The organism is Mycobacterium sp. MAA66, assembly GCF_041261665.1.
Lineage (GTDB): Bacteria > Actinomycetota > Actinomycetes > Mycobacteriales > Mycobacteriaceae > Mycobacterium.
Window position 1 is genome coordinate 113,563 of record NZ_JBGCCC010000011.1, and the last position, 26,894, is coordinate 140,456.

A 26,894-nucleotide genomic window follows, 5' to 3' on the forward strand; every position below is an offset into this window, starting at 1 on the left:
GATTCACTCCTGATGCTCAGGCGCCGACTGTATCCAGCACAAACGGTCGCTCTCTAGATGCAAAACACACCTGCAACCGTGCTCTGATCGCACTGCAACGCAACCGAGACCAACCGGCCGGGCGGGTCCGGTCGTCGGCGCGATGCAGGTCACTTGATCCCGGTTGACTACCCTGTGCACGTGAGCGAATCGGAGAATGTGCAGGCCAACGCGGGTGCAGAGGCGGTTGTCGACGCCGACAGCCCGCAGTACCGGTATACCGCGGACCTGGCCGGCCGGATCGAAGCTGACTGGCAGCAGGCGTGGGCGACACGCGGCACATTCAATGTGCCCAACCCGGTGGGCTCGCTCGCACCCACCGACGGATCTGCGGTGCCGGCCGACAAGATGTTCGTGCAGGACATGTTCCCGTACCCGTCGGGCGATGGCCTGCACGTCGGGCATCCGCTGGGATACATCGCCACTGACGTCTACGCCCGGTATTTCCGGATGACCGGCCGTAACGTGCTGCACGCCTTGGGTTTCGACGCATTCGGTCTGCCGGCCGAGCAGTACGCAGTGCAGACGGGCACCCACCCGCGCATCCGTACCGAGGCCAATATCGTCAACTTCCGGCGGCAGTTGGGCCGGCTCGGGCTGGGCCACGACGCCCGGCGAAGCTTCGCCACCACCGATGTCGACTTCTACAAGTGGACGCAGTGGATCTTCCTGCAGATCTACAACGCCTGGTTCGATCCGGCCCAGAACAAGGCTCGCCCGATCTCTGAACTGATCGATGAATTCTGTTCTGGAGCAAGGACTCTGGAAGGCACAGAGTGGTCGGCGTTGGCTGCGGGTGAGCGCGCCGACGTGATCGACGGATTCCGTCTGGTGTACCGCTCCGACTCGATGGTGAACTGGTGCCCGGGGCTGGGTACGGTGCTGGCCAACGAGGAGGTCACCTCGGATGGCCGCAGCGAGCGGGGCAATTTCCCGGTGTTCCGAAAGCGCTTGCGGCAGTGGATGATGCGCATCACCGCCTATTCGGATCGGCTGCTGGATGATCTGGATGTGCTGGACTGGCCGGACAAGGTCAAGGCGATGCAGCGCAACTGGATCGGCCGTTCGACGGGTGCCACCGTGCTGTTCTCCGCAGGTTCACCGCCCGGCTCCGCCGACATCGAGGTGTTCACCACCCGGCCCGACACCTTGTTCGGTGCCACGTATCTGGTGCTGGCTCCCGAGCATGACCTGGTCGACTCCTTGCTGGCCGACGTGTGGCCCGCCGAGGTGGACTCGCGGTGGACCTACGGTTCGGCGACCCCGGCGGAGGCGGTCGCTGCCTACCGGGCTTCGATCGCGGCGAAGTCCGATCTGGAGCGCCAGGAGAACAAGACCAAGACCGGCGTCTTCACCGGCGCCTATGCCACCAATCCGGTCAACGGCGCGCAGGTGCCGATCTTCATCGCCGACTACGTGCTGGCCGGCTACGGCACCGGCGCCATCATGGCCGTGCCCGGCCACGACCAGCGGGACTGGGAATTCGCCACGGCGTTCGGCCTGCCCATTCTCGAAGTGATACGGCGGGTGGGAGCGCAGCGACCCGGGGAGAACGATGGAGCGGGAGGCGACCTTTCGGAATCCGCGTATACCGGCGACGGAGAGCTGGTCAACTCCGGATATCTGGACGGGCTGAGCGTGGCGGACGCGAAGGCTGCCGTCACCGAGAAGCTGGTGGCAGCCGGCAGCGGCCAGGCGCGCGTCGAATTCAAGCTGCGGGACTGGCTTTTCGCCCGCCAGCGCTACTGGGGCGAGCCGTTCCCGATCGTCTACGACGCCGACGGCCGGGCCCACCCGCTGCCGGATTCCGCTCTGCCGGTGGAACTTCCGGATGTGCCGGACTACTCACCGGTGTTGTTCGACCCGGACAACGCCGACAGCGAGCCGTCACCTCCGTTGAACAAGGCCACGGCCTGGGTGCACGTCGACCTGGACCTCGGCGACGGCCTGCAGCCCTACACCCGCGACACCAACGTGATGCCGCAGTGGGCCGGTAGCTCTTGGTACGAGTTGCGTTATGCCGACCCACACAATTCGGAAACGTTCTGCGCCAAGGAGAACGAGGCGTACTGGATGGGTCCGCGGCCGGAGATTCACGGCACGACCGATCCGGGCGGTGTCGACTTGTACGTAGGCGGTGTCGAGCACGCGGTGCTGCACCTGCTCTATTCGCGGTTCTGGCACAAGGTGCTGTTCGACCTCGGGCACGTGACATCGCGCGAGCCGTATCGCCGGTTGGTCAACCAGGGTTACATCCAGGCCTTCGCGTACACCGATGCCCGTGGCAGCTACGTTCCGGCCGCGGAAGTCGTTGAGCGGGACGGCAAGTTCTGGTTTGCGACCCCTGAGGGTGAGGTCGAGGTCGCGCAAGAATTCGGCAAGATCGGCAAGAGCCTGAAGAACTCGGTGTCACCCGACGAGATCTGTGACGAGTACGGAGCCGACACCCTACGGGTGTACGAGATGTCGATGGGCCCGCTGGAGGCGTCCCGGCCGTGGGCCACCAAGGACGTCGTCGGCGCACACCGTTTCCTGCAGCGGGTGTGGCGCACCGTGGTCGACGAAACCACCGGTGCGGCAAAAGTTTCCGACGACGCGTTGTCCGACGACACGCTGCGGGCACTGCACAAGACCATCGCCGGGGTGGCCGAGGACTATGCGGCGCTGCGCAACAACACTGCGGCGGCCAAGCTCATCGAGTACACCAACCACCTGACCAAGGAGGGCGTCAGCGCCCGCGCCGCGGTAGAGCCGTTGGTGCTGATGGTCGCGCCGCTGGCGCCGCACCTGGCCGAGGAACTGTGGAACCGGCTCGGGCACGTGGAATCGTTGGCGCACGGGCCTTTCCCGGTCGCCGATGAGCGGTATCTGGTCGACGACACTGTCGAATACCCGGTCCAGGTCAATGGCAAGGTCCGCGGCAAGATCGTGGTCGCCGCCGACGCCGACAAGGCCGCACTGGAGGCCGCGGCCCTGGCCGACGAGAAGGTGCAGGCCTTCCTGGCCGGCGCCACCCCGAAGAAGGTCATCGTGGTGCCCGGACGTCTGGTCAACATCGTCGCCTGACCGACGGGTCAGCGGGGGCGGATGATGATCTCGTGCTGGTGCGCGTCGTCGGGTGTGGCCACCACCTGCGCGATCACCTGAGCGACCGTCTCGGGCTTGAGAAACCGCGCGGGGTCGTAGGTGCCGCCCTCGTAGGCCACCAGGTTCCACTGCATGTCGGTGTCGATCCGGCCGGGATACACCGTGGTGACCCGCAGCGACGGTTCGTCGGCGCGCAGTGCGTCGGCGAAGGCGCGCAGCGCGAATTTGCTTGCCGCATATGAGGCCAACCCGGGGGAGGGGGCGCGGCCCGCCCCGGAGTTGACGAACACCACCTGGCCGCGTGCAGCGCGCAGTGCCGGCAGCAGCGGCAGCGTAACCGCAACGGCGCCGATCACATTGACTTCCATGGTGGCGCGCCACTCATCGACCGAAGACTCCGACACCCGTCCCGGGTACGCGACTCCGGCGTTGTGGATCAGCACGTCGAGTTCCACGATCGGTTCGACGGTGGCCTCGATGTCTTCGGCCGAGGTGAGGTCCATCGGCCAGGTCGTCGCACCCAGTCGCTCGGCTACGGCGTCGAGCTCGGCCGACGGCCGCCCGGCCAGGAACAGCGTGTGGGTCGGCGCCAGGGCTTCGGCGATGGCCACTCCGAGGCCACGGGAAGCGCCGGTGATCATCGCGGTCGGCATGTCTGGCAGCCTACCGATCTGCGAATCGCGCGGAGGCGTCGCACAATAGAGGGGATGCCACCGGATCCCAGCTTCGCGCCCACCCAACTCGCGGCCCGTGCCGCTTACCTGTTGCGGGGCAACGATCTGGGTGTGATGACCACTGCTGCGCCGCGGCTGTATCCGCACATGTGGAGCTGGGACGCGGCGTTCGTGTCCATCGGGTTGGCATCGCTCAGCGTCGAACGCGCGGTGGTCGAGCTCGACACCCTGCTCTCGGCGCAGTGGGCGAATGGCATGATCCCGCACATCGTGTTCGCCGACGGTGTCGACGGCTACTTCCCCGGTCCTGATCGGTGGGAGACCAGGACGCTGGCGGTCAACGCGCCGCGGACCCGCGACACTTCCGGAATCACCCAGCCACCGGTGCATGCCATCGCGGTGCAACGGATCCTCGATCACGCGCGCACCCGGGGCCGGTCCACGCGTGTGGTGGCTGAGTCGTTCTTGGATCGCCGGTGGGGAGATCTGGTGCGTTGGCACCGCTGGTTGGCCGAGGCACGCGATCCGCAGGAGCACGGCCGCGTGACGCTGTACCACGGCTGGGAATCCGGCATGGACAACTCGCCGCGCTGGGATAGCGCCTACGCCAACGTGATTCCCGGGACTGTGCCCGAATACCGCCGTGCGGACAACGCCATCGTCACCGATGCCAGCCAGCGGCCCTCCGACATCGAATACGACCGGTATCTGTGGCTGCTGGAAGAGATGAAGTCGGTTCGTTACGACGACGCCCTGCTGCCCAAGGTGATGAGCTTCGCGGTCGAGGACGTCTTCGTCTCAGCGGTGCTGTCGGTGGCGTGCACCGTCCTTGCGGAGATCGGTGAGGACTACAAACGGCCGAATTCTGATGTGCGCGAACTGTATTCGTGGGCCGAGCGATTCCGCCGCGGGGTGGCGGACACGACCGACGAACGTACCGGTGCGGCAAGGGATTTCGACTTGCGGGCCGAGCGCTGGATCCCGAGCGAGACGGTGGCCCAATTCGCGCCGCTGCTCTGCGGCGGCCTGCCGCACGACCGCGAGCGGGCGCTGTTGCGACTGCTGGAGGGCCCGCGGTTCTGCGGGCACCCGGACCTGAAATACCCACTGATTCCCTCGACTTCGCCAGTCGCGCGGGATTTCCGGCCCCGTGAGTACTGGCGGGGACCGGTCTGGCCCGTCATGACGTGGTTGTTCTCTTGGTGTTTCGCGCGTCGTGGCTGGGCCGAGCGGGCGTCGATGCTACGGCGAGAAGGCTTGCGCCAGGCCAGCGACGGAACTTTCGCCGAGTACTACGAGCCGTTCACCGGGGAACCGCTGGGCAGCATGCAGCAGTCGTGGACCGCGGCATCGGTATTGGACTGGCTGGGCTGACTCACACGTCGTTACGGGCGGCCAGCTTTTCCAGTGGCGCCAAGGCTTTGGCGACGCTGTCCACCTCGTCGGGAGTCAGTCTGGAGAGCATGGAGATCAGCACCTGACGGCGGGCCTCCAGCGCTTCGCGATGCTGCACCAGACCGCGCGGGGTGACGTTGACGAGTACGGCCCGCAGGTCGGATGGGTCGCGCGAGCGCTTGACCAGTCCGAGCTTCTCCAGGCGGCGGATGGCCACGGTGGTGGTGGGGGTGCGGACGCGCTCGTGGGCGGCCAGCTCGGTCATCCGAATCGGACCGAGGTCCAACAGGGTGAGCAAGATTGATAGCTGAGCCAGGGTGAGATCAGCGCCGGAATCGTCGCTCTTGGGCTCGGTGCGACGGCGCATGACGTTGAAAAGCTTGGCCAGGACCTGCTGCAGTTCTGCTGCGAGGTCCGCGACCTGCGGCTCCGTCGACGACATAGTTCGACAGTCTAACCGGTCTGCCTGTGCGAGGACGGAATTAGATCACCTGCGCCAGAAATTGCTGAAGGCGCTCGGTCTCGGCGGCTTCGAAGATCTGCTCGGGCGCTCCGGCCTCGATGACCCGGCCATGGTCCATGAAGACCACCGAATCCGCAGCCCGGCGGGCGAAGTCCATCTCGTGGGTCACCACCACCATGGTCATGCCGTCGGCGCCGAGCTCGGCGATCAACGCCAGGATGCCCTTGACCAGCTCAGGATCCAGCGCCGAGGTCGCCTCGTCGAACAGCATGACCTGCGGGCCCATCGACAGGGCCCGGGCGATCGCCACCCGCTGCTGCTGGCCGCCGGACAGGGTGCCGGGACGGACCTGCGCCTTGTGCCGCAGCCCCACCCGGTCCAGTTGCTCCAATGCCAGGGCCCGGGCGGCGTCGGTACCGAGGCCCTTGAGTTTGCGGGGAGCCAATGTGACGTTGTCCAGCACCGTCCGGTGTGGGAAAAGATTGAACTGCTGGAACACCATGCCGATCCGCTGGCGCAGACGGTCGGGGTCATCGCCGAGCACCGAACGGCCGTCCAGCAGGATGTCGCCCTGGTCGGGTTCATAGAGCCGGTTGAGGGTACGCAGGAATGTCGACTTGCCCGAGCCCGACGGCCCGATGATTGCCGTTGTGGTCGCGGCGGGAACGTCCAGGTCGACGCCCCGAAGTACCGCCTGGGTGCCGAAGCTCAGTTCGATACCCTTGGCGGCCAGAGAAACCGAATTCACGACAGGTCCTCCACTTCGGATGTCGGCCGACCTGCACTGAGTCGCCGGTCGATGTAGTTGACCAGGTGGGTCAGTGGCACGGTCAGCGCCAGGTAGAACAGGCCCGCGGCGACCAGTGGGGACAGATTCCCAGTCTGTGCGTTGAGATCGCGGCCCACGGCGAACAGCTCGCGCTGGCTGGCGATCAGTCCGAGGAAATACACCAGCGATGATGCCTTGAGCAACGAGATGAACTGGTTCACCAGTGCCGGCAGCACGCGTCGAATCCCTTGTGGGACAACGATCAGCCGCATCGATGACGAATAACTGAAGCCGAGAGCGCGGGAGGCTTCCAGTTGGCCGCCTTCCACGCTCTGGATGCCCGAGCGCAGGATTTCACCGATGTAGGCGCCGGCCATCAGTCCGAGTGCAGCAATTCCCAAGGGGTAGGGGTTATTTCCGGTCATCCCGCCCACCACCGGGCCGGCGCCCAGACCGATCAGCAAGATGATGACGACTTCGGGCAGGCCGCGGAAGATGTCGGTGTAGACCCGGGCCGGCCAGCGCAGCCAACGCGAGCGCGAAATACCCGATACCGCAAGGGCCAGCCCGATGATCAGTCCGATGACACTGGCACTGAGCGTCAGAATGACGGTGTTGGGCAGGCCGGTCCTGAACAGGTCCGGAACGGCCTGCCGGTACAGCTGCCAATCCAAGAACGTGTCTTTGAGTTGGGCCAGCGTGGATTTCGGTGCCGCGCCCGTGGCCTTGGCCGGGCCGTGCGATGCGGCGATGGTGGCGAAGTCGGGTAACTGGGGCAGCGGTGCGGCCTTGGATCCGGGTTTCCAGCCGGGCGGCAGCGCGCGCGGAACCCATTCTGAATACAGGCGCGCCCAGGTGCCATCGGCGATCACGGCATCGAGTCCGGAGTTGAGGGCGTCGATCAGCGGCGGGTTGTTCGAGGCCACCGCGTAGGCCACGAAATTGTCCAAGCTGAAGGTGTTTTCGACGATCCGGGCCGGGTCGGATGGCTGCACAGTGCCCGATGCCTGCTGGGATGGCGCCACCCAGGCGTCGATCTGTCGGGTCTTGAGGTTGGCGTAGACGGTGTTGTAGTCGGGGAACTTCACCGGTTGCAGATGCAGGGTGTCGGTGACGTAGGCCTCCTGCACGGTGCCCTGCACCACTCCGATGCGCTGCCCGGGCCTCAGCGCGCCGAACCCGTTGATGGCCGATCCGGTGGGAACGACGAGCGAAAAGTAGCCGAAGTCATAGCCATTGGTGAAGCCGACGGTCTTGCGTCGGGCATCGGTGGTGGTGATCGACGACGAGCCCACGTCGAACCGGCGGGAGGCGACTTGGGCCAGTAGCCCGGAGAAGTCGGTGCCGACGAAGTTGATCCGCAGACCCAGCTTGGCGGCGATCGCGCTCAGCAGCTCGTTGTCGAACCCGGTGTACTGGCCGGCCGAGTTGATGCAGATGCTCGGCGGAGCGTCGGAGAGGGTGCCAACGGTCAGCACGCCAGGCGTGCCCAAACCCAGCGCATCGGTGCGCACAGACGAAAGTTGTTGTACACCAGCGGTTGTGTATTTATCGGTGGCACCGCCCTTGGCGGCCACTGCCAGATTGGTGGGCAGGGCGCTGGCGCTCTGGATGCCGGGCGGTGCGCATTGGTCGACGGTGGCGCGGGCGGGCACGGGCAGCATCAGCAGTAGCAGCACCACCACTGTCAGCAGGCGTGGTAGCCGTGGGGCCGATACGGTCATGTTGAAAGAACCTAGTGCTGGCGGTGCAGGTCGAGTGGGTTTCGCACCAGGTGCACTGACCTGACGGCGTCAGCCGCCAAGAATCCCGCTGAGTATTTCCACCAATTTGGCGGGCTGATCGCCCTGCACCGAATGTCCCGAGTTCTCCACCATGTGGGTGCGCTGGAAGCCCGGTGCCCCAGCGGCGAACGCGGCCGCGTCGTCGTCGTTGACGAAGAACGACTTGGCGCCGCGCACCAGCGTGGTCGGCATGGTGATAGCCGGCACGTCGTCCCACAGGCCGCTAAAGCCGTCACCCTTGCGGAACGAGTCGTAACGCCAGGTCCAGGTGCCGTCGTCCAGTTGCTTGGAATTGTGGAATACGCCGCGCCGCAGCGAGATTCGATCTCGGTGCGGAGATGCCGCGACCGTGGCGTCGAGCATCGCCGAGAAGCTGGGGAAGCTGCGGTCGCCTTGCACCAGTGCGACGGCGCCGAGTTGCGCCTTGGTCATCTGCTCGTGCCGTTCTGGCGCCGAGGGCGTGACGTCGATCAGCACCAGTTCGCGTACCAATGCGGGGTCGGTGGCCGCGACGCGTAGCGCGGTCAGCCCGCCGAGTGACATGCCGACCACCAGCCGGGCGTCGGGTGCCCACCTGTGCAGTACCGGCCGCAGGGTCTCGGCGTTGAGTTTGGGGCCGTAGTCGCCGTCTTCGCGCCACTCCGACCGGCCGTGGCCGGGCAGGTCGATCGCCAGCGCCGGCACTCCGAGGCCCACAATCACGGTGTCCCAGGTGTGCGCGTTTTGGCCGCCGCCGTGCAGAAACACCACCTGCGGGGCGTCGGCGCCCCACTTCAGCAGGCTGATCGATCCATCTTCGTGCCGGGACACCGCAGGCAGGGGACCGGCCGCGCCAATCTGCGAGGCATTCTCGGGCAGCAGCGCGAACTCGTCGAGCGCCAGCAAGTCGTCGTCAGAAACCACGAACCCATCTAACGCGAATGTGCGGTGAGATCGCGATCAGAATGTGAAACGCGATCTCACCGCACATTCGCAGCAAGACGGGAAACGGAGACTAGCCGTGGATGAAGGTCTCCAGCTGCGTGCGCGCAACGTCGTCGGCCAACTGCTCCGGCGGGCTCTTCATCAGGTAGGCCGAGGCCGGCAGGATCGGACCGCCGAGGCCACGGTCGAGTGCGATCTTGGCTGCGCGCACCGCGTCGATGATGATGCCGGCCGAGTTCGGCGAGTCCCACACCTCGAGCTTGTACTCCAGGTTCAGCGGCACGTCACCGAAGGCGCGGCCCTCCAGGCGCACGTACGCCCACTTGCGGTCGTCGAGCCACGCGACGTAGTCCGACGGACCGATGTGCACGTTCTTGTCGTAGACCTTGTCGGCCAGTGAGCCGGTGAGGTTGGAGGTGACGGCCTGGGTCTTGGACACCTTCTTGGACTCCAGGCGCTCGCGCTCGAGCATGTTCTTGAAGTCCATGTTGCCGCCGACGTTCAGCTGGTAGGTGCGGTCCAGGGCGACGCCGCGGTCCTCGAACAGCTTGGCCATCACGCGGTGGGTGATGGTGGCGCCGACCTGGCTCTTGATGTCGTCGCCGACGATCGGCACACCGGCGTCGGTGAACTTCTTGGCCCACACGGGGTCCGAGGCGATGAACACCGGCAGCGCGTTGACGAACGCGACCTTGGCGTCGATGGCGCACTGGGCGTAGAACTTGTCGGCCTCTTCCGAGCCGACCGGCAGGTAGGAAACCAGGACGTCGACCTGGGCGTCCTTGAGCGCCTTGACCACATCGACGGCCTCGGCATCGGAGATCTCGATGGTCTCGGCGTAGTACTTGCCGATGCCGTCCAGGGTCGGGCCGCGCTGCACCGTCACGTTGGTCGGCGGCACGTCGGCGATCTTGATGGTGTTGTTCTCCGACGCGAAGATGGCCTCGGACAGGTCAAAGCCGACCTTCTTGGCGTCCACGTCGAACGCGGCGACGAACTTCACGTCGCGCACGTGGTACTGCCCGAACTTGACGTGCATCAGACCGGGGACGATCGAGTTCTCATCGGCGTCCTGGTAGTACTGGACGCCCTGCACCAGCGATGCTGCGCAGTTGCCGACGCCGACGATTGCGACCCGTACCTCGTTCGACTCAGACATGTCCTCTCCCTTTCCTACTTACTTCAGATACGTATGCCGGTCAGGGCTGATCTGCGCGTCCCTGCGCCACCCGTTCGGCCGCGATCAGCTCGTTGAGCCACTTCACTTCGCGTTCACTGGACTCCAGGCCGAGCTGATGCAGCTGACTGGTGTAGCGATCCAGTGAACTGCTGGCCCGTGCGATGGCATCGCGCAGACCTTCGCGACGCTCCTCGACCTGGCGGCGCCTGCCTTCCAGGATTCGCATCCTGGCCTCGGCAGGGGTCCGGTTGAAAAACGCCAGGTGCACACCGAATCCGTCGTCGGTGTAGTTCTGTGGGCCGGTGTCGGCGACCAGCTCGGTGAAACGCTGCTTTCCGGCGTCGGTCAGTTCATAGACGCGGCGGGCACGACGCACCTTGAGGGTGCCTTCCGGTGCGGCGTTCTCGACGATCAGTGCGTCGGCCTGCATGCGGCGCAGCGCGGGGTACAGCGAGCCGTAGGAAAAGGCCCGAAAGGCGCCCAACAAGCCGGTCAGGCGTTTGCGCAGCTCATAGCCGTGCATGGGTGACTCGAGCAGAAGTCCCAGGATGGCCAGCTCCAGCATCGCGTCACCTCCTCATTCGGCAAATGTCGGCGCGACATCTCTCACGCTACGACGGTTCAACACCTCGGCCAATCGTATCGCGCCGATATATAGACGGCGAATCGGGCCGCACGAAAGCATGAACGAACTGCGACAACCGGCAGAACTCCGGTTGGCGGACCGTCGAAGGGAGAGGGAATTGGCGGCCGGTCAGCTTGCGTAGTTGATCCGCTTCTGGTTGCCGTCGGGGTCCAGCTCGATGAAGCCGCTGTTGTTGAACTTGCCGGAGACGTAGATCGAAATGGTCACGGTGTCCGGCGGGGCGGTGATGTCCCCGCTGCCCTTGATATCGACGTACACGGTGTTGATCTCGTTGCGCTTGATGCCCAGGGTTTCCGGTGCGCCATGCAGAATGCCGGTGATCTTCTCGACGTCGAACTTGCCCAGATCGACCACGCGGTCGTCGCTGCCGGTCGAGGTGGTGTCGGGGTCGTCCCAGCCGCCGCGGTAGTCGTACCGCAGCACGCGGCGCGGCTCGGCCGGATCGGGACGGGTGAGAACCGCGTAGTCGGAGTAGATGCTCAGCTCGTAGCCGGTGGTGTCACCGAACTTCTTCTTCATCTGGGTCAGCAGCCCGGTCAGGCCGCCGAGCGACTGCAGTTGACGGGGTGGGGTGAGCACCACCGGGGCCACCCCATCCGGCTTCGCGCCGGGGTCCTGGGCCGCCGTCAGCGGCGATTGTCCCGGGGCGGCGTAGATGCCCCAGCCGATGGCGATGCCGACGATCAGCAGCACGACGCTGACGGCGAGGCCCAGTCCCCAGCCGCGGCTCGGGACCGGCTTGGTGTGCAGGTTGGGTAGCTGGACCGGCGCGTTCCCGGTCTGCAGATCGGTCACCAGTGCCTGCAGGTCGCCGAGGGTCACCGCGGTGGTCGCCGAGGCCACGCGCTGCCGATGCTCTTCGACGGACAGCTGGCCGTCGCCCAGCGCACTGTCCAGAATCTGGCAAGTGTCGTTGCGATCGCTGTCCTTTGCCCGTGTCGCTGCTGTGGCCACGCGGAAAGCGTAGAGGTCAACTGTGCTGCCCGCGTTGGGCCGGGCAACATGCGTCCCATCGCGCGTCGCCCCGTGGTGGCCCGACGTACTCTGGTCATCGTGCGATTGCAGCGACAGGTGGTGGACTACGCGCTCCGGCGCCGGTCCCTGCTGGCCGAGGTGTACTCGGGCCGCACCGGCGTCACCGAGGTTTGTGACGCCAACCCGTATTTGTTGCGGGCTGCAAAGTTCCACGGGCGGCAGAGCTCGGTGATGTGCCCGATTTGCCGCAAGGAGCCGTTGACGTTGGTGTCGTGGGTGTTCGGTGACCATCTGGGCGCAGTGTCAGGCTCGGCCCGCACTACTGAAGAATTGGTGATGTTGGCCGCCAAGTACGACGAGTTCGCAGTGCATGTGGTCGAGGTGTGCCGGACCTGCAGCTGGAATCATCTGGTCAAGTCATATGTGTTGGGCGCTCCGCGTCCACCGAAAGCCCGCGGTACTCGCGCGGCGCGTTCGGGAGCGCGTACTGCCAGTGAGTAACGACGAGCGCCCCGGCCGCCACGGAAAAGATGTCAATGAGGCGGCCGGCGCCACACCAGTACCTCCGGTGACTCCGAAAGCCCCGCCGCCGGACGACCGGCACACCATCCTGCTGCCCCCGGTCGGCGCCGGCGACGAGTCGCACCTGCGTGACCCGATCGACGCGGTCAAGGCGGCGCTTGATGTTGCCGGCGGGAAGAAGCCGCCGCCCCCACCGCCGCCTCCTCCACCACCGGCCGAGCCCAAGCCCGCGTCGTCCGGCGGCCGTCGGCGCAAGTCGTCACCCATCAACTGGAAGTTGATCCGGCGGCTCGGTTACGCCGCGCTGGCGCTGGTGCTCGTGTTGCCGCTCATCACCTTCGGCATGGCGTACGTCATGGTCGACATCCCCAAGCCCGGTGACATCCGCACCAACCAGGTGTCCACCATCCTGGCCAGCGACGGCAGCGAGCTGGCGAAAATCGTTCCGCCGGAAGGCAACCGGGTCGACGTCAACATCGACCAGATCCCGGTGCACGTGCGCAACGCCGTGATGGCCGCCGAGGACCGCGACTTCTACACCAACCCCGGTTTCTCGTTTTCCGGGTTCGCCCGCGCATTCAAGAACAACCTGTTCGGCGGCGACCTGCAGGGTGGTTCGACCATCACCCAGCAGTACGTGAAGAACGCTCTGGTGGGCGATGCCCGCTCCGGGGTGGGCGGCCTGATGCGTAAGGCCAAGGAGCTCGTCATCTCCACGAAGATGTCGCGCGAGTGGTCCAAGGACCAGGTGTTGCAGGCGTATCTGAACATCATCTATTTCGGCCGCGGCACCTACGGCATCGCGGCGGCGTCCAAGGCGTACTTCAACAAGCCGGTCGATCAGCTCACGGTGGCGGAGGGCGCGCTGCTGGCCGCGCTGATCCAGCGGCCCTCGACGTTGGATCCGGCGGTCGATCTAGAGGGTGCCACCGAACGCTGGAACTGGGTGCTCGACGGCATGGTGACCATGGGTGCGCTGTCCGCGGCCGACCGGGCTGCCCAGAAGTTCCCCGACACCGTGCCGCCGGACCAGGCGCGTCAGCAGAACCAGAACAACGGATCCAACGGGTTGATCCAGCGCCAGGTGGTCAAGGAACTGCTCGACATCTTCAACATCAACGAGCAGGCGCTGAACACCGAGGGGCTGCAGGTCACCACGACCATCGACACGCAGGCGCAGAAGGCGGCCGAGAAGGCCGTGGCGAAGGTGCTGGACGGGCAGAACCCGGACATGCGCGCCGCGGTGGTGTCGGTCGATCCGCACACCGGAGGGGTCAAGGCCTACTACGGCGGCGACGACGCCAACGGCTTCGACTTCGCGCAGGCCGGCTTGCCGACCGGATCGTCGTTCAAGGTGTTCGCGTTGGTGGCCGCACTGGAGCAGGGCATCGGGCTGGGCTATCAGGTGGACAGCTCCCCGTTGACGGTCAACGGCATTCACATCACCAATGTCGAGGACGAGGGCTGTGGCACCTGCAGCATCGCCGAGGCGCTCAAGCGCTCGCTGAACACCAGCTATTACCGGCTGATGCTCAAGCTCAAGGGCGGCGCGCAGGATGTCGCCAAGGCCGCGCACGACGCTGGTGTGGCGCCGGGCTTCCCGGGCGTCGAGCACACGTTGTCCGAGGACGGCAAGGGTGGTCCGCCGAACAACGGCGTGGTGCTGGGCCAGTACCAGAGCCGGGCGCTGGACATGGCTTCCGCGTACGCCACGCTGGCGGCCTCGGGCGTCTACCACAAGCCGCACTTCGTGCAGAAGGTCGTCACCGCCGACGGCCAGGTGCTGTATGACGCGTCGTCCCAAGATAATTCGGGTGAACAGCGGGTCCCCAAGGCGGTCGCCGACAACGTGACCGCGGCCATGCAGCCCATCGCCGGTTATTCGCGCGGCCACAACCTGGCGGGCGGCCGGACGTCCGCGGCCAAGACCGGCACGGTGCAGCTCGGCGACACCGGTGCCAACCGTGATGCCTGGATGGTCGGGTACACCCCGTCGCTGTCCACCGCGGTCTGGGTGGGTACCACCACCGGCAACGAGCCGCTGGAGAACAAGGGCGGTGGCCCGGTGTATGGGTCCGGCCTGCCGTCGGACATCTGGAAGGCGACGATGGACGGTGCGCTCAAGGGCACCGACAACGAGACCTTCCCCAAGCCCACCGAGATCGGCGGCTACGCCGGTGTGCCGCAGGCCCCACCGCCGCCGCGCCTGCCGTCGCCGGACAACCCAGGGGGCCTGCCGGTGAACGCGCCGCCGTCCGAGACGGTGATCCAGCCGAGCCTGGTGGTGGCGCCGGGTATCACCATTCCGTTGGGCCCACCGACCACGGTGCCGAACGCGCCGCCGCCGGCCGCTGGTGATGCGGGAGGCCCGAATCCGGGGGCAGGTGCGCCTCCTCCGCCGCCGTGACGGGAGCTGAAGGCGTGACGGACTCCGACGACGCGATCGTTTCGCCGGCACCACTGGCCCGGGACTTGCGGTCCGCCGACGACCGCGACCTGCCCAGCCGCACCGACGTCCTGGTCGCAGGCCTGTCCAACGTGGTGGGTGGACCGGTCGGTCGGCACGCGGTGATCGGCCGGGCCAGGTTCCTGACTCCGCTGCGCGGCATGCTGATCGTTGCCTTGGTGTTGCTTGCGCTCGGCTACACCACCAAGGCGCCGTGCCTGGTGTCCACCGGCAAAGGCACTGCCGATCAGCGCGTCGCCAACTGGCAGAACCAGCGCGCCTACTACGAGATGTGTTACTCGGACACCGTCCCGCTGTACACCGCCGAGCTGCTGAATCTGGGCAAGTTCCCGTATCGGTCGAGCTGGATCGAAACCGACAGCGCGGGCAAGCCGCGCACCATGTACGACGGCGAGCGGGCCATTCGCTACATGGAGTATCCGGTGCTCACCGGGCTGTACCAGTACGCGTCGATGTCGATGGCCAAGACCTACACCGCGATCAGCAAGATGGTGGCGATCCCGGTGATCGCCGAGGTGGTGATGTTCTTCAACATCTCGGCGTTCGGGTTGGCGTTGGCCTGGATGGCGACGGTCTGGGCGACCATGTTGATGTCGGGCCGGCGAGTCTGGGATGCCGCGATAGTCGCCGGCTCGCCGATCTTGATCTTCCAGGCGTTCACCAACTTTGACGCACTGGCGACCGCGTGTGCGGCGGGCGCCATGTTGGCGTGGGCGCGGCGCAAGCCCGCGGTCGCCGGGGTGCTGATCGGTGTCGGCGTCGCCCTCAAGCTGTATCCACTGTTGCTGTTGATTCCGATGCTGATCCTCGGTGTGCGCACCGGGCGGATGCGTTCGGTGGCGCAGACCGCGGTCACCGCGGTGGCGACCTGGCTAGTGGTCAACCTTCCGGTCATGCTGTTGTTCCCGCGCGGGTGGTCGGAGTTCTTCCGGCTGAACACCCGCCGCGGCGATGACATGGACTCCGTCTACAACGTGGTGAAGTCCTTCACCGGCTGGTCCGGTTTCGATCCGGATCTCGGTTTCTGGCAGCCGCCGACGGTGCTCAACGCGGTCAGCGGGGTGCTGTTCGTGTTGTGTTGCGCGGGTATCGCTTACGTCGGTTTGACCGCACCGCAGCGTCCGCGGCTGGCGCAGTTGGCATTCCTGGTGGTGGCCGCGTTCCTGCTGACCAACAAGGTGTGGAGCCCGCAGTTCTCCCTGTGGCTGGTGCCGCTGGCCGCGTTGGCCTTCCCGCATCGCCGAATTCTGTTGGCGTGGATGACAATTGATGCATTGGTGTGGGTACCGCGGATGCTGTTCCTGTTCGGTGATCCGAAGTTCGGTCTGCCCGAGCAGTTCTTCACCACCACGGTGCTGCTCCGCGACATCGCGGTGATTGTGTTGTGCGCCTTGGTGATCGGCACCATTTATCGGCCGCAGTTGGACCTGGTGCGGGACGGCGGCCTGGTCGACGACCCGTCCGGTGGGGTGTATGACGGCGCGGACGACAACCAGCCGCGCTGGCTGCCCGCGCGGCTGCGTCCTCGCCCGGTTGACCCGGAGCCGGCGCCGGACGTCGACCCGGAATCCGAACTGGCGGCGGTCTAGCGGTGCCCGGGTCGGTGGGACGCCGGAACCTCTTGCTCGGAGCGGGTGTCGTGCTGGCCGGGGCATCGATGCTCAGCGCCGGTCAGGCCGGTGCCGATCCTGAGCCCAGTGCCCACGACCTTGATCTCTTGCGCCGCACTTTCACGTTGGCTGAACAGGCCCGGCAAGCCGGTGGCGCTCCGTATGGCGCGCTGGTCGCCGATGCGGCCGGGAACGTCGTCGCAGAGCACGGCAACACCTCGTCGGTCGACGGTGGCGACCCGACCGACCATGCCGAAACCGTCGTCGACCGTGCAGCTTGGCGCGCGCTGGGCGATGCCGGGATGAAGCAGGCGACGCTCTACGCCAGCACGGAGCCATGTGCCATGTGTGCCGGGGCCACCTATTGGACAGGTATCGGGCGGGTGGTTTACGGCCTGTCGAATCGCCGGCTGTTCGAGTTCACCGGCGACGACCCCCAGCGCGCGGGCTTTGCCTTGCCGTGCCGGGACATCCTGCTGCACGGCTATCGCGAGGTCGTCGTCATCGGTCCGCTGCTCGAAGATGAGGCGGCCCGCGCGCATGAAGGTTATTGGCGCTAGGCCGGGCACGATTTCGCCGGTCAGGCCACCGTCAGGTAACCTGGGCCGGTTGCCGACGCAGGCGACCCTCCTGCCACGGAATACCCCGTGGCCGCACTACGACCATAGGAGGTGATGAGGTTCTAATGCGTCCATACGAAATCATGGTCATTCTCGACCCCACACTTGACGAGCGCACTGTTGCTCCCTCGCTGGAGACGTTCCTGAACGTCGTCCGCAAGGACGGCGGCTCTGTTGACAAGGTTGACATCTGGGGCCGGCGCCGCCTGGCTTACGAGATCGCCAAGCACGGTGAAGGCATCTACGCCGTTGTCGACGTGAAGGCCGAGCCGGCCACCGTCAGCGAGCTCGATCGTCAGCTCAACCTGAACGAGTCGGTGCTGCGTACCAAGGTCCTTCGGACCGACAAGCACTAGTCACCCACGGCTGTCGTGAGCCTTGCGTAGGCTCGCGCGTGATCGCGTATTGACGACCCGTCCCAGGAGGATCTCGTGGCTGGTGAAACCACCATCACCGTTGTCGGAAACCTGACTGCCGACCCGGAGCTGCGGTTCACGCCGTCCGGTGCTGCCGTCGCGAACTTCACCGTGGCGTCCACGCCGCGGACGTTCGACCGGCAGACGAACGAGTGGAAAGACGGCGAGGCGCTGTTCCTACGCTGCAATATCTGGCGGGAGGCGGCCGAGAACGTCGCCGAGAGCCTGACCCGGGGGTCACGAGTGGTCGTGATCGGCCGGCTCAAGCAGCGTTCGTTCGAGACCCGCGAGGGTGAGAAGCGCACGGTGATGGAGCTCGAGGTCGATGAGATCGGTCCGTCGTTGCGCTACGCGACAGCCAAGGTGAACAAGGCCAGCCGCAGTGGCGGCGGAGGTGGCGGATTCGGTGGCGGCGGGGGCTCCCGTCCGTCCGGCGGCGGTGCACCCGCCGACGACCCGTGGGGCAGCGCCCCGGCATCGGGTTCGTTCGGTGGAGCCGACGACGAACCGCCCTTCTGATTCAACCAATTAGCTAGACCAGAAAGAGATACACATGGCCAAGGCCACCAAGCGGCGTCCGGCTCCGGAAAAGCCGGTCAAGACCCGCAAGTGCGTCTTTTGCTCCAAGAAGGGCAAAGGGCAGGACATTGATTACAAGGACACCGCGCTGCTGCGGACCTACATCAGCGAGCGCGGCAAGATCCGTGCCCGTCGGGTGACCGGCAACTGCGTGCAGCACCAGCGTGACATCGCGATCGCGGTGAAGAACGCCCGTGAGGTTGCGTTGCTCCCGTTCAGCTCGTCGACGCGATAGGGGAGGACGAACAATGAAGCTCATTCTCACCGCAGAGGTCGACCACTTGGGCTCGGCCGGCGACACCGTCGAGGTTCGTGACGGCTACGGCCGTAACTACCTGTTGCCCCGTGGCCTGGCCATCGTGGCGAGCCGTGGCGCCGAGCGTCAGGCCAACGAGATCCGTCGGGCGCGTGACGCCAAGACGGTTCGCGACCTGGACCACGCCAACGAGCTGAAGCAGGCGATCGAGGCCCTCGGCCCCGTCTCGCTGGCTGTCAAGGCCGGCGCCGACAGCGGCAAGCTGTTCGGCTCGGTGACCGCCGCCGACGTCGTCGGTGCGATCAAGAAGGCCGGTGGCCCGAACCTGGACAAGCGCACCGTCGAGCTGCCGAAGGCGCACATCAAGGCCGTCGGTACGCATAAGATTTCGGTCAAGCTGCACCCGTCGGTGAACGTGCCGGTGGCGCTTGCCGTGGTCGCCGGATAATTCAGGCATAGCCCACGCGCTGACAACGCCCGGGTGAGGTCGACAGACCTCACCCGGGCGTTGCCTTTTGGTGCGCGGTTTGACTCGGCGAACAATTCGGTCGAATTCGCGGACAGCTAACGCTACGGACTGTTAACCTGCGCGGCCCGTGCACGCAACACAACACGCCCGAGATGGCAACCGACGATGACACGCCGTAGCAATTCTCATGCACAGCTCCGGGGCCAAGATATTGGGCGCTGACCTGTGGGTATTTCGAATCTGTGAGCGTTTTTCCACAAGTAATCCCCAACCGCTGCACACCGCCGTGGGCGGCTGTACACATTCCATCCACAGAGTTGTCAACAGGCCCATTTTGGTAGTGGCTCAGCAACGTCTAGCGTGATCCGTCGCGGGACAGATCCGCGACCCTTCCGAGCGGAATATCTGTCAGCGGTCCGCGGTATGGTCGTGCGCAGTTCTCGAACTCATATTCGAGTAGCTTTTGGGGGAGGAGGCCACTGCGTGGCTGTCGTGGACGACCTGGGGCATTCCAACGTGGAAGAGCCGCCCGGCGAGGAATACGGCCGGCAACCGCCGCAGGACATGGCAGCGGAGCAGTCGGTGCTCGGCGGCATGCTGCTGTCGAAGGATGCCGTCGCCGACGTGTTGGAGCGCCTGCGCCCGGGCGACTTCTACCGCCCCGCGCATCAGAACGTCTACGACGCGATCCTGGACCTCTACGGCCGCGGTGAGCCCGCTGACCCGATCACCGTCGCCGCCGAACTCGACCGTCGCGGCCTGCTCAAGCGGATCGGCGGGGCGCCGTATCTGCACACCCTGATTTCAACTGTGCCGACCGCGGCCAACGCCGGCTTCTACGCCGGCATCGTCGCCGAGAAGGCCACGCTGCGCCGTCTGGTGGAGGCGGGCACGCGCGTCGTGCAGTACGGCTACGCGGGCGCTGAAGGCGCCGACGTCGCCGATCTGGTGGACCGTGCCCAGGCCGAGATGTACGACGTCACGCAGACCCGCAGCAGTGAGGATTTCGTGCCCCTGGAGGAGCTGCTGCAGCCCACCATGGACGAGATCGATGCCATCGCCTCCCAGGGCGGCATCTCGCGTGGTGTGCCGACCGGCTTCACTGAGCTCGACGAGATCACCAACGGTCTGCATCCGGGCCAGATGATCATCGTGGCCGCGCGCCCCGGTGTCGGTAAGGCGCTGGCGCTCGACACCCCGCTGCCCACGCCCGGCGGCTGGACCACCATGGGTGACGTCTCGGTGGGAGACGAGCTGATCGGAGCCGACGGCCGGCCCACCCGTGTGGTTGCCGCGACTCCCGTGATGGAGGAGCGTCCCTGCTACGAGGTCGGTCTGGCCGACGGGACGACGATCGTCGCCGACGGCTCGCATCAGTGGCCGACCGGCCGCGGCATCATCAGCACCGCTGCCTTGCGCGCCGGGGCGGACCGGCTGGAGCCGGCGCTCAGCCCGGGTGGTCTGGCCGTGTTGACCCGTCCGGTCGCGATCGTCGATGTGCGCCGGGTCGATTCGGTGCCGGTGCGCTGCGTCCAGGTGGACAACCGGTCGCATCTCTACCTGGCCGGCCGCTCCATGGTGCCCACGCACAATTCGACGATCGGACTGGACTTCATGCGGTCCTGCTCGATCAAGCACCGGCTGGCCAGCGTCATCTTCTCGCTGGAAATGAGCAAGACCGAGATCGTCATGCGACTGCTCTCGGCCGAAGCGAAGATCAAGCTCGGCGATATGCGTTCGGGCCGGATGAGCGACGACGACTGGACCAAGCTGGCCCGCCGGATGAGCGAGATCTCCGAGGCGCCGCTGTACATCGACGACTCACCGAACCTGACCATGATGGAGATTCGCGCGAAAGCCCGTCGGCTGCACCAGAAAGCCAATCTCCGGCTGATCGTGGTGGACTACATGCAGCTGATGACCTCGGGTAAGAAGTTCGAGTCGCGTCAGCAGGAAGTCTCCGAGTTCTCTCGGTCTTTGAAGCTGATGGCCAAGGAGCTCGAAGTGCCGGTGGTGGCGATCAGTCAGCTGAACCGTGGTCCCGAGCAGCGGACCGACAAGCGCCCGCAGGTGTCGGATCTTCGCGAGTCGGGATCGCTCGAGCAGGATGCCGACATGGTGATGCTGCTGCATCGTCCGGATGCCATCGACCGCGAGGACCCACGTGGTGGTGAAGCCGACATCATTCTCGGCAAGCACCGTAACGGTCCGACCGCGAATATCACTGTGGCGCACCAGCTTCACTTCTCGCGGTTCACGAACATGGCGCGCTAGCGGGAGGAGGAGTGTAGGGTCTCAGCGCGCGTGTCACTTTCTCAAGGTCGGTGACACATAAGTGTCGTTATCTCAGCAAATCTGTCACTTCGTGGTTGGCCTCAACCGTGTGACCAGCTCTTTGTGCTGTGGTGCGCTGTAACACTGGCGGTGATGCGACACGCCGGGGCGGCCTTTTGCGGTGAGGCGCAGGCCTGTTGGTTGTTGTTCGCGTACTGCTTTAGCTGTGTTGTTCGGCACCATTTGAACAGTCGCTGAGCACGGGTGATGCCGTTGACGTGAACAGGTGGTCGCCCGGCGGGGTGTTCACGTGCGTTGCTTCATTTGCACCGCAACATAATTCGCCGTCGAAAGTGTTTCCCTTACGGCATGTCATGGGGTTATATATCCGTCCAAGTACCGGCAGATAGTCGATACCACACCGGCGAAATGCCTGGAGGGACGAGATGGACCGACCGCCGCTTTCGGCTCGAGGGCGACTTCGGGTTGAGTTTCGGCTGCGAGGTGTCACCGCGGAGACGGTCTATCGCTGCGCACGTGAATGGGACATGTCGCTGTCAGAGGCAGGGGACAGGCTGATCAGCGCCGGCGCGATAGCACTGGACGCTGATTCGAAAACTACTGATACACAATCGGATTAACCCGACCATCTACATGACGATCGGCACTCAAGAGATGAGAAAGGAGTCAGCGACGATAAGCGTTTGAGCAAGTAACTCATGAAGGACACGAAGTCGGGCTGGTACCTCGATCTTCGGGTCACAAACCCGTTAAAGCAGTGAAGGCCGGGCTGGTACCCCGGCCTTCACAGGCGGCGTAAGAACGTCGCCACACTCCCACTCTTAGGAGCTTTGATGATTCCACCGTATTCCCCTGCGCGTGTCAATACGACACGGCGCACCGAGCGTCCGAGTTTTTCGGGCGTTTGTGGTCCGCTGCCCCCACTAGGGCGGACCACGTGCGGTCCGCGCAGTCAGGCGTTGGCAACCCACACATTGAGTGGGGTTTTGAACGGATCCCAGCGATGAGCACGGCTGTCGGGGCTGGGGAGCCTCAAGACCCGATGGACACGGTCGTTCGCTTTCGCCGTGACGATGGGACGGTCGTGACACACGACTGGACCGACCCGCGGATCGATCTGACAACACCGCTGGCGCCTTGGCGGATACCTCGCTGGGTACATGGTCAGCGCCACTACTCAGGCCGCTACTGGTGCGCCACGACGACCAGGCATCTGCTGTACGAGTCGAGGCTCGAACTCGCGCGAGCGATCTATGCCGATTTCGACCGCTCTGTGAATCATATTGTGGCCCAGCCATTTCAGCTGGAAACCAAGGTCGACGGCAGGACGCGGAGATACACGCCAGACTATCTGCTACTGACGTCGAAGAACCCGGTGGTGGTCGAAGTCAAACCACGTAATTGGCTGACCCGCTCCAAGGTGATCCGACGAACTACCCTGGCACGCCAGCTAGTGGAGCAACGAGGTTGGCAATACGAAGTCTGGTCAGAGCCACCGGCAGCCGAGTTCGCCAACCTCAAATTCCTTGCCGGCTACCGAAACAAGCGACTCTTCGATGAGAAGATCGCCGCGGCATTGTTCGCCGCAGAAGTTGACGGCAGAACATTTGAGGGCGTGTGCCGAGACGAAACCCGTTGGCCACAAGCGATTGTCCGTGCCCACCTACTTCATGTGATGTGGTCCGGCCGAATCGTCACCGATATCACAATCCCCCTAAGCCCAAAATCACTGCTAAACAAAAGGATCGAACAATGACTGAACATCGCATGCGCATCAGCGTCGGAGCCCGCTTTATCTTAGACGGCGAACTGGTCGAGATCATCGAGACGCGAACCGACGAGTACGGAGGCGGCACCCGACTCACTGTGAAAAACCCCGCACGTGACGAAGTCTTCTGCGTGTCGTGCAACGCACTGCTCACGGATTCCCGACGCTACCGCCCAGTCGAACCCGATCCTGACAACGAGGCACCTGAAGACGTTGCAGCAACGATTCTTTCGAGTCTGGATGAGCGCACACTGCAGGAGATCAGCGAACGCGCTGGCCATATCAGGGAGCTTTTGACTGGACATCGATCGGGATCGGCGGAGACCGCGGGGACAGATGAACCACGGCCGCAGTACGCACCGTCAGTGCCGACGCTGGATCGGCTCAACGCCAAGGCGGCGGAACTGGGGGTATCTCTGCGAACGCTCCAACGGTGGCTGTCCGATTACCGCGCGCACGGAGAGGCGGGCCTTGTCAGACGCAGCACCGTCCGCGGCAAGATCGTGCCGAGCATCGACGAGCGCTGGATGCAGACCGCACTCGAGGTCATGGTCGAACACACCGACGAGTCGAGGCCGTCCCGGACAATGGTCATCAACCGGACCAACGCGCGGGTGTGCGCCCGCCATGGTGACGGTGTGGTATCAATCCCTAGTCGTGCAACCGCTTTTCGAGCGCTCGAAGTCCTGGAACGGCGTCAGCCTACCTTTCGGCTCAGTACCAAACGCAATCGTGACATCGCAGCCAGACCGGATGAGGCGTACGGCAAGCTGCGTCCGTCTCGGCCCGGTGAGTACGTGTTGATGGACACCACCCGGCTCGACGTGTTCGCGCTCGATCCGATCACGCTGCGATGGGTACAGGTCGAGCTGACGATAGTCATGGACTGGTACACCCGGTGCATCATCGGTATCCGTTTGACCCCGGTATCAACCAAATCGGTGGACGCAGCGACTGTGCTCTATGAATGCTTCCGCCCGCACCTGGCGCCACGGCACTGGCCCGCTAAAGCAGCCTGGCCCGAGCACGGCATTCCCCGCTCGCTCCTGATCGACGTTGATTCGTCGGGTGCTGCCAGCCGTGGCAAGACCGGGCCGACGATCGTTCCCGAGACGGTCGTGATCGATCACGGCAAGATCTACATTTCGCAACACATGACCAGTGTTTGTGAGCGCCTGGGTATTTCGATCCAGCCAGCACGTCTGCGCACCGGACGCGACAAGGGACCCATCGAACGGTTCTTCCGGACGATCCGCGAAGACCTACTCCAAGCACTACCTGGGTACAAAGGTCCGGACGTGCACTCGCGTGGAACACGGCCGGAAGATGATGCGCACTTCTATATCGATGAGCTCGAAGCGATCATCCGGGAGTGGGTCGCGGTGGTGTATCACCGCCGGCCCCATGACGGGCTGCTCGATCCCCACCTTGCTGGTCTGGAGATGTCACCGGTGGCGATGTTTGAGCACGGCGTCGCCCGCGCTGGCTTCATCGAAGCGCCCAGTGACCCTGATCTGGCGTTCGAATTTCTCCAGACGCAATGGCGCACCGTCCAACACTACGGTGTCGAATTGCGCGGTATGCGCTACAACGGCAGCGCACTGAACTCCTACCGCAACCAGCAGAGCCCTTACCTTGGGAAACATAAGGGACAGTGGCCAATTCACTATCACCCCGACGACGTCTCTCGGGTCTATTTTCGCGATCCAACCACACACGGATGGCACACACTGATGTGGGAACACGCCGACGCCTTCACACTTCCGTTCAGTGAAGACGCCCTGAAATTCGCCCGCAAGCTTGCTGAACGAAAGTACAAGTATCCCAACGACCAACTGGCCATGGCCGAACTGTTGGAGCGCTGGAACCTCGGTCTCGGCAAAACACTGGCCGAACGTCGCATCGCGCTCCGTCTGGATCGTGAGGCGAAGCTGCTGACCGATGCCGAAGCGGATGCCGAGGTGACCGGAGCTTCTCGACTGATAGCCAGTGCCATAGCGCGTGCCAATCACTCCGAAACACCCTCTGCCACAGACGATATCTCTGATGTCGATGAGGACACCCCAACGAACACCAACGATGAGCAAGAGCCGACCGATCCTGAAGATTTCTACGCCGACGCTTGGGAGGACGCATGACCACCACCGGTTCCGCACCGCGGAAAAAGAACCAGACGCCGCGCCTGGACAACCTGACGTTAGCGCGCAAGGAGGGGTGGTTCGCATTCGTCGACGCGCCTGTTCCGGATCAGCCTGAGTTGCTGACACCGCAGCGGCTGACGGCACTGAGTCCCGAGGCCCGAGCCGACTATGACAAGCGGCGCCGTGTGTGGCATGCCAACCTGGGTCCGATACGTACTCCGCAGTACAACGCCGTGTATGAGCAGCTCTGGGACATCCTCGACAGCAATCAACAAACAGGTGATAAAGCCAAAGGCGCCATCGCCATTGACACGCCGGCCGGTATGGGAAAAACGACGGTCGCGCAAGGGTTTGCGAAAGATTTCCAGCGCCGCATCATCGCGGAGGAAGGACGGACAACCGATGCCGGTCACGAACGCATACCGGTCTGCCGGGTCGGTATGACCGGCAGCACCGGCATGGTTGAGTTCAGCCGCGCCATGCTGGCGTTCTACGCACACCCAGGTACCGGTAGCGGCCGCGCCAAAGCGTTCTCCGACCGCGCACTGGATCTCATGATCTCCTGCGAAACCAGGCTTTTGATCATCGACGAGATGCACTTCCTGCACTGGGGCAACCAACAAGGTGTGGCGATCAGCAATCAGTGCAAATCGATCGCCAACGATTTCCCATTGACGTTGCTGTTCATCGGAATCGGGCTGGGGGAGCGTGGACTCTACTCCGAGGGCATGTCGCCAAAAGACGCCATCATTGCCCAAATGGGCAGGCGAACAACTCGTCTCGGAATCGAACCGTTTCAGATTAAGAACGAGCAAGGGCGCAAACAATGGCGCTCGCTGTTGCTCGCGTTGGAGCAGAAGCTGGTTCTGACACACACTCGTCCAGGGATGGTGGCGGACGAATTGTCCGATTATCTGTTTGCGCGCACCACCGGCCACATCGGCTCACTGGTATCCCTCATCAACAGGGGATGCCAGCGGGCGGTGCGCACCGGCGCCGAACAGCTGAACCGCGAACTACTTGACGCGGTGGCGATCGACGAAGCCGCCGAAGCCGGTCGCGAAGAACTCGAGGCGGCACTCGACTCCGGGAAGCTGAAGTCGCGGCCCCGGAGGGCGCAATGACCGCGATACGTCGTATACCGATCAGCGTGCCGCCGGCCGACGGTGAGGCCATCGACTCATGGCTGGAAGCCCTCGCGCACCGAACACAAACCGCGTGGCTTGATCTCATAGTCGCTGTGGGTTGGCCGCGAAACGTCCTGACGCGTCTGAGCCCGCAGGAGGCCGAGAACCTGCATGCCGCGACCGGCGTGCCCGTCGATCAACTCCACGCCATGACGTTGGCGCGATACGACGGCATCGCATTAGGCATCGACCCCAAAACCGGCCGGCTAGACAAGAAGGTCCCGTGGAATCCCCGCCGCGGAGCCAAATTCTGCCCGCACTGCCTGGCCGAAAGTGGCGGCCGATGGCCACTGGCATGGCGACTCACCTGGAGATTCGCGTGCCTCAAGCACCGCTGCCTGTTGGCCAGCTCCTGTCCGACGTGTGGGCGGATTCCCCGCCACGGGCCGCTTCCCCATGCGCTGGTCCCGACCCCCGGCCTATGTTCGGGGCGGCGACGTGACGGGAAACCCGGCGTCGGGAGCATGGAAGACCGATGCCATCACGACCTGAGCACCACTGAGGTCCTGCATTTCGACGAAGATCACCCCACGCTGACGGCACAGCGGATCATCAGCGATGCGATCGACACCGGCAATGCCAGTTTCGGGATCTACGCCAACGACCCCCAGCCCGCGGCTTTGGTCCT

General features: G+C 64.7%; 22 protein-coding genes and 1 pseudogene. 15 read left to right on the plus strand and 8 right to left on the minus strand.

The annotated features are described in order from the left end of the window. Positions 1-198: 198 nt before the first annotated feature. Complete coding sequence (leuS, locus tag ABIA30_RS23740) at positions 199-3,105, plus strand: leucine--tRNA ligase (protein ID WP_370070091.1); 2,907 nt, start codon at positions 199-201, stop codon at positions 3,103-3,105. A gap of 8 nt (positions 3,106-3,113) precedes the next feature. On the opposite strand, the gene ABIA30_RS23745 is transcribed toward leuS, so the two are convergent. Next, entirely contained in the window at positions 3,114-3,779 is a 666-nt protein-coding gene (locus ABIA30_RS23745) for an SDR family oxidoreductase (RefSeq protein WP_370069963.1), read from the minus strand. 54 nt (positions 3,780-3,833) lie between these two features. Between ABIA30_RS23745 and ABIA30_RS23750 the strand changes: the two genes are divergently transcribed. Beyond that, positions 3,834-5,174, plus strand: a complete 1,341-nt coding sequence (locus ABIA30_RS23750; protein WP_370069965.1) for an amylo-alpha-1,6-glucosidase — start codon at positions 3,834-3,836, stop codon at positions 5,172-5,174. A 1-nt stretch (position 5,175) separates the two neighbouring features. Here the strand turns inward: ABIA30_RS23750 and ABIA30_RS23755 are convergent, their stop codons facing one another. From ABIA30_RS23755 to ABIA30_RS23785, 7 genes are all read right to left on the minus strand, one after another. After that, the gene (locus ABIA30_RS23755; RefSeq protein WP_370069967.1) at positions 5,176-5,637 is read right to left on the minus strand and encodes a MarR family transcriptional regulator; all 462 of its coding nucleotides are present in this window, start codon (positions 5,635-5,637) and stop codon (positions 5,176-5,178) included. Between the two features lie 40 nt (positions 5,638-5,677). Further along, positions 5,678-6,406, minus strand: coding sequence for an amino acid ABC transporter ATP-binding protein (locus ABIA30_RS23760; protein WP_370069969.1), 729 nt, complete (start codon positions 6,404-6,406; stop codon positions 5,678-5,680). Next, a complete protein-coding gene (locus tag ABIA30_RS23765) occupies positions 6,403-8,091 on the minus strand; it encodes an ABC transporter substrate-binding protein/permease (RefSeq protein WP_370070093.1) in 1,689 nt (562 codons plus the stop codon). The genes ABIA30_RS23760 and ABIA30_RS23765 overlap by 4 nt, the downstream gene beginning before the upstream one ends. Before the next feature lie 129 nt (positions 8,092-8,220). Then, positions 8,221-9,114, minus strand: a complete 894-nt coding sequence (locus ABIA30_RS23770; RefSeq protein ID WP_370069971.1) for an alpha/beta fold hydrolase — start codon at positions 9,112-9,114, stop codon at positions 8,221-8,223. A gap of 91 nt (positions 9,115-9,205) precedes the next feature. Then, positions 9,206-10,294 (minus strand): inositol-3-phosphate synthase, encoded by a 1,089-nt coding sequence (locus tag ABIA30_RS23775; protein WP_370069973.1) that lies wholly within the window; start codon positions 10,292-10,294, stop codon positions 9,206-9,208. Positions 10,295-10,334: 40 nt separating this feature from the next. Then, positions 10,335-10,880, minus strand: a complete 546-nt coding sequence (locus ABIA30_RS23780; protein WP_370069975.1) for a PadR family transcriptional regulator — start codon at positions 10,878-10,880, stop codon at positions 10,335-10,337. Positions 10,881-11,069: 189 nt separating this feature from the next. Further along, positions 11,070-11,915 carry a DUF1707 domain-containing protein gene (locus ABIA30_RS23785; RefSeq protein WP_370069977.1) on the minus strand — a complete coding sequence of 282 codons (846 nt, stop codon included), beginning with the start codon at positions 11,913-11,915 and terminating at the stop codon, positions 11,070-11,072. Between the two features lie 99 nt (positions 11,916-12,014). On the opposite strand from ABIA30_RS23785, the gene ABIA30_RS23790 reads away from it, so the two are divergent. The 13 genes and pseudogenes from ABIA30_RS23790 to ABIA30_RS23850 form a co-directional block, all read left to right on the plus strand. Next, positions 12,015-12,437, plus strand: coding sequence for a DUF5318 family protein (locus ABIA30_RS23790; protein WP_370069979.1), 423 nt, complete (start codon positions 12,015-12,017; stop codon positions 12,435-12,437). Then, complete coding sequence (locus ABIA30_RS23795) at positions 12,358-14,865, plus strand: transglycosylase domain-containing protein (protein WP_370069981.1); 2,508 nt, start codon at positions 12,358-12,360, stop codon at positions 14,863-14,865. The genes ABIA30_RS23790 and ABIA30_RS23795 overlap by 80 nt, the downstream gene beginning before the upstream one ends. Before the next feature lie 14 nt (positions 14,866-14,879). Beyond that, complete coding sequence (locus ABIA30_RS23800; protein ID WP_370069983.1) at positions 14,880-16,514, plus strand: glycosyltransferase family 87 protein; 1,635 nt, start codon at positions 14,880-14,882, stop codon at positions 16,512-16,514. 14 nt (positions 16,515-16,528) lie between these two features. Then, complete coding sequence (locus ABIA30_RS23805; protein WP_370069985.1) at positions 16,529-17,095, plus strand: nucleoside deaminase; 567 nt, start codon at positions 16,529-16,531, stop codon at positions 17,093-17,095. 125 nt (positions 17,096-17,220) lie between these two features. Further along, entirely contained in the window at positions 17,221-17,511 is a 291-nt protein-coding gene (gene rpsF / locus ABIA30_RS23810; protein ID WP_370069987.1) for a 30S ribosomal protein S6, read from the plus strand. Between the two features lie 75 nt (positions 17,512-17,586). Continuing rightward, positions 17,587-18,090: a single-stranded DNA-binding protein gene (locus ABIA30_RS23815; RefSeq protein ID WP_370069989.1), complete on the plus strand. Its 504-nt coding sequence runs from the start codon at positions 17,587-17,589 to the stop codon at positions 18,088-18,090. A gap of 34 nt (positions 18,091-18,124) precedes the next feature. Continuing rightward, positions 18,125-18,385: a 30S ribosomal protein S18 gene (rpsR, locus tag ABIA30_RS23820; protein ID WP_370069991.1), complete on the plus strand. Its 261-nt coding sequence runs from the start codon at positions 18,125-18,127 to the stop codon at positions 18,383-18,385. A 13-nt stretch (positions 18,386-18,398) separates the two neighbouring features. Then, positions 18,399-18,854 carry a 50S ribosomal protein L9 gene (gene rplI / locus ABIA30_RS23825; protein ID WP_370069993.1) on the plus strand — a complete coding sequence of 152 codons (456 nt, stop codon included), beginning with the start codon at positions 18,399-18,401 and terminating at the stop codon, positions 18,852-18,854. A 504-nt stretch (positions 18,855-19,358) separates the two neighbouring features. Then, positions 19,359-21,149, plus strand: coding sequence for a replicative DNA helicase (dnaB, locus tag ABIA30_RS23830; protein WP_370069995.1), 1,791 nt, complete (start codon positions 19,359-19,361; stop codon positions 21,147-21,149). 1,024 nt (positions 21,150-22,173) lie between these two features. Further along, the gene (locus tag ABIA30_RS23835; RefSeq protein WP_370069997.1) at positions 22,174-22,926 is read left to right on the plus strand and encodes a TnsA-like heteromeric transposase endonuclease subunit; all 753 of its coding nucleotides are present in this window, start codon (positions 22,174-22,176) and stop codon (positions 22,924-22,926) included. Continuing rightward, a complete protein-coding gene (locus ABIA30_RS23840; RefSeq protein ID WP_370069999.1) occupies positions 22,923-25,076 on the plus strand; it encodes a helix-turn-helix domain-containing protein in 2,154 nt (717 codons plus the stop codon). The genes ABIA30_RS23835 and ABIA30_RS23840 overlap by 4 nt, the downstream gene beginning before the upstream one ends. Next, a complete protein-coding gene (locus ABIA30_RS23845; RefSeq protein ID WP_370070001.1) occupies positions 25,073-26,203 on the plus strand; it encodes a TniB family NTP-binding protein in 1,131 nt (376 codons plus the stop codon). Before ABIA30_RS23840 ends, ABIA30_RS23845 begins: the two co-directional genes overlap by 4 nt. After that, positions 26,200-26,550: pseudogene (locus ABIA30_RS23850) on the plus strand (TniQ family protein); the annotation flags it as partial. The gene ABIA30_RS23845 and the pseudogene ABIA30_RS23850, both read left to right, overlap by 4 nt. Positions 26,551-26,894 lie beyond the last annotated feature (344 nt).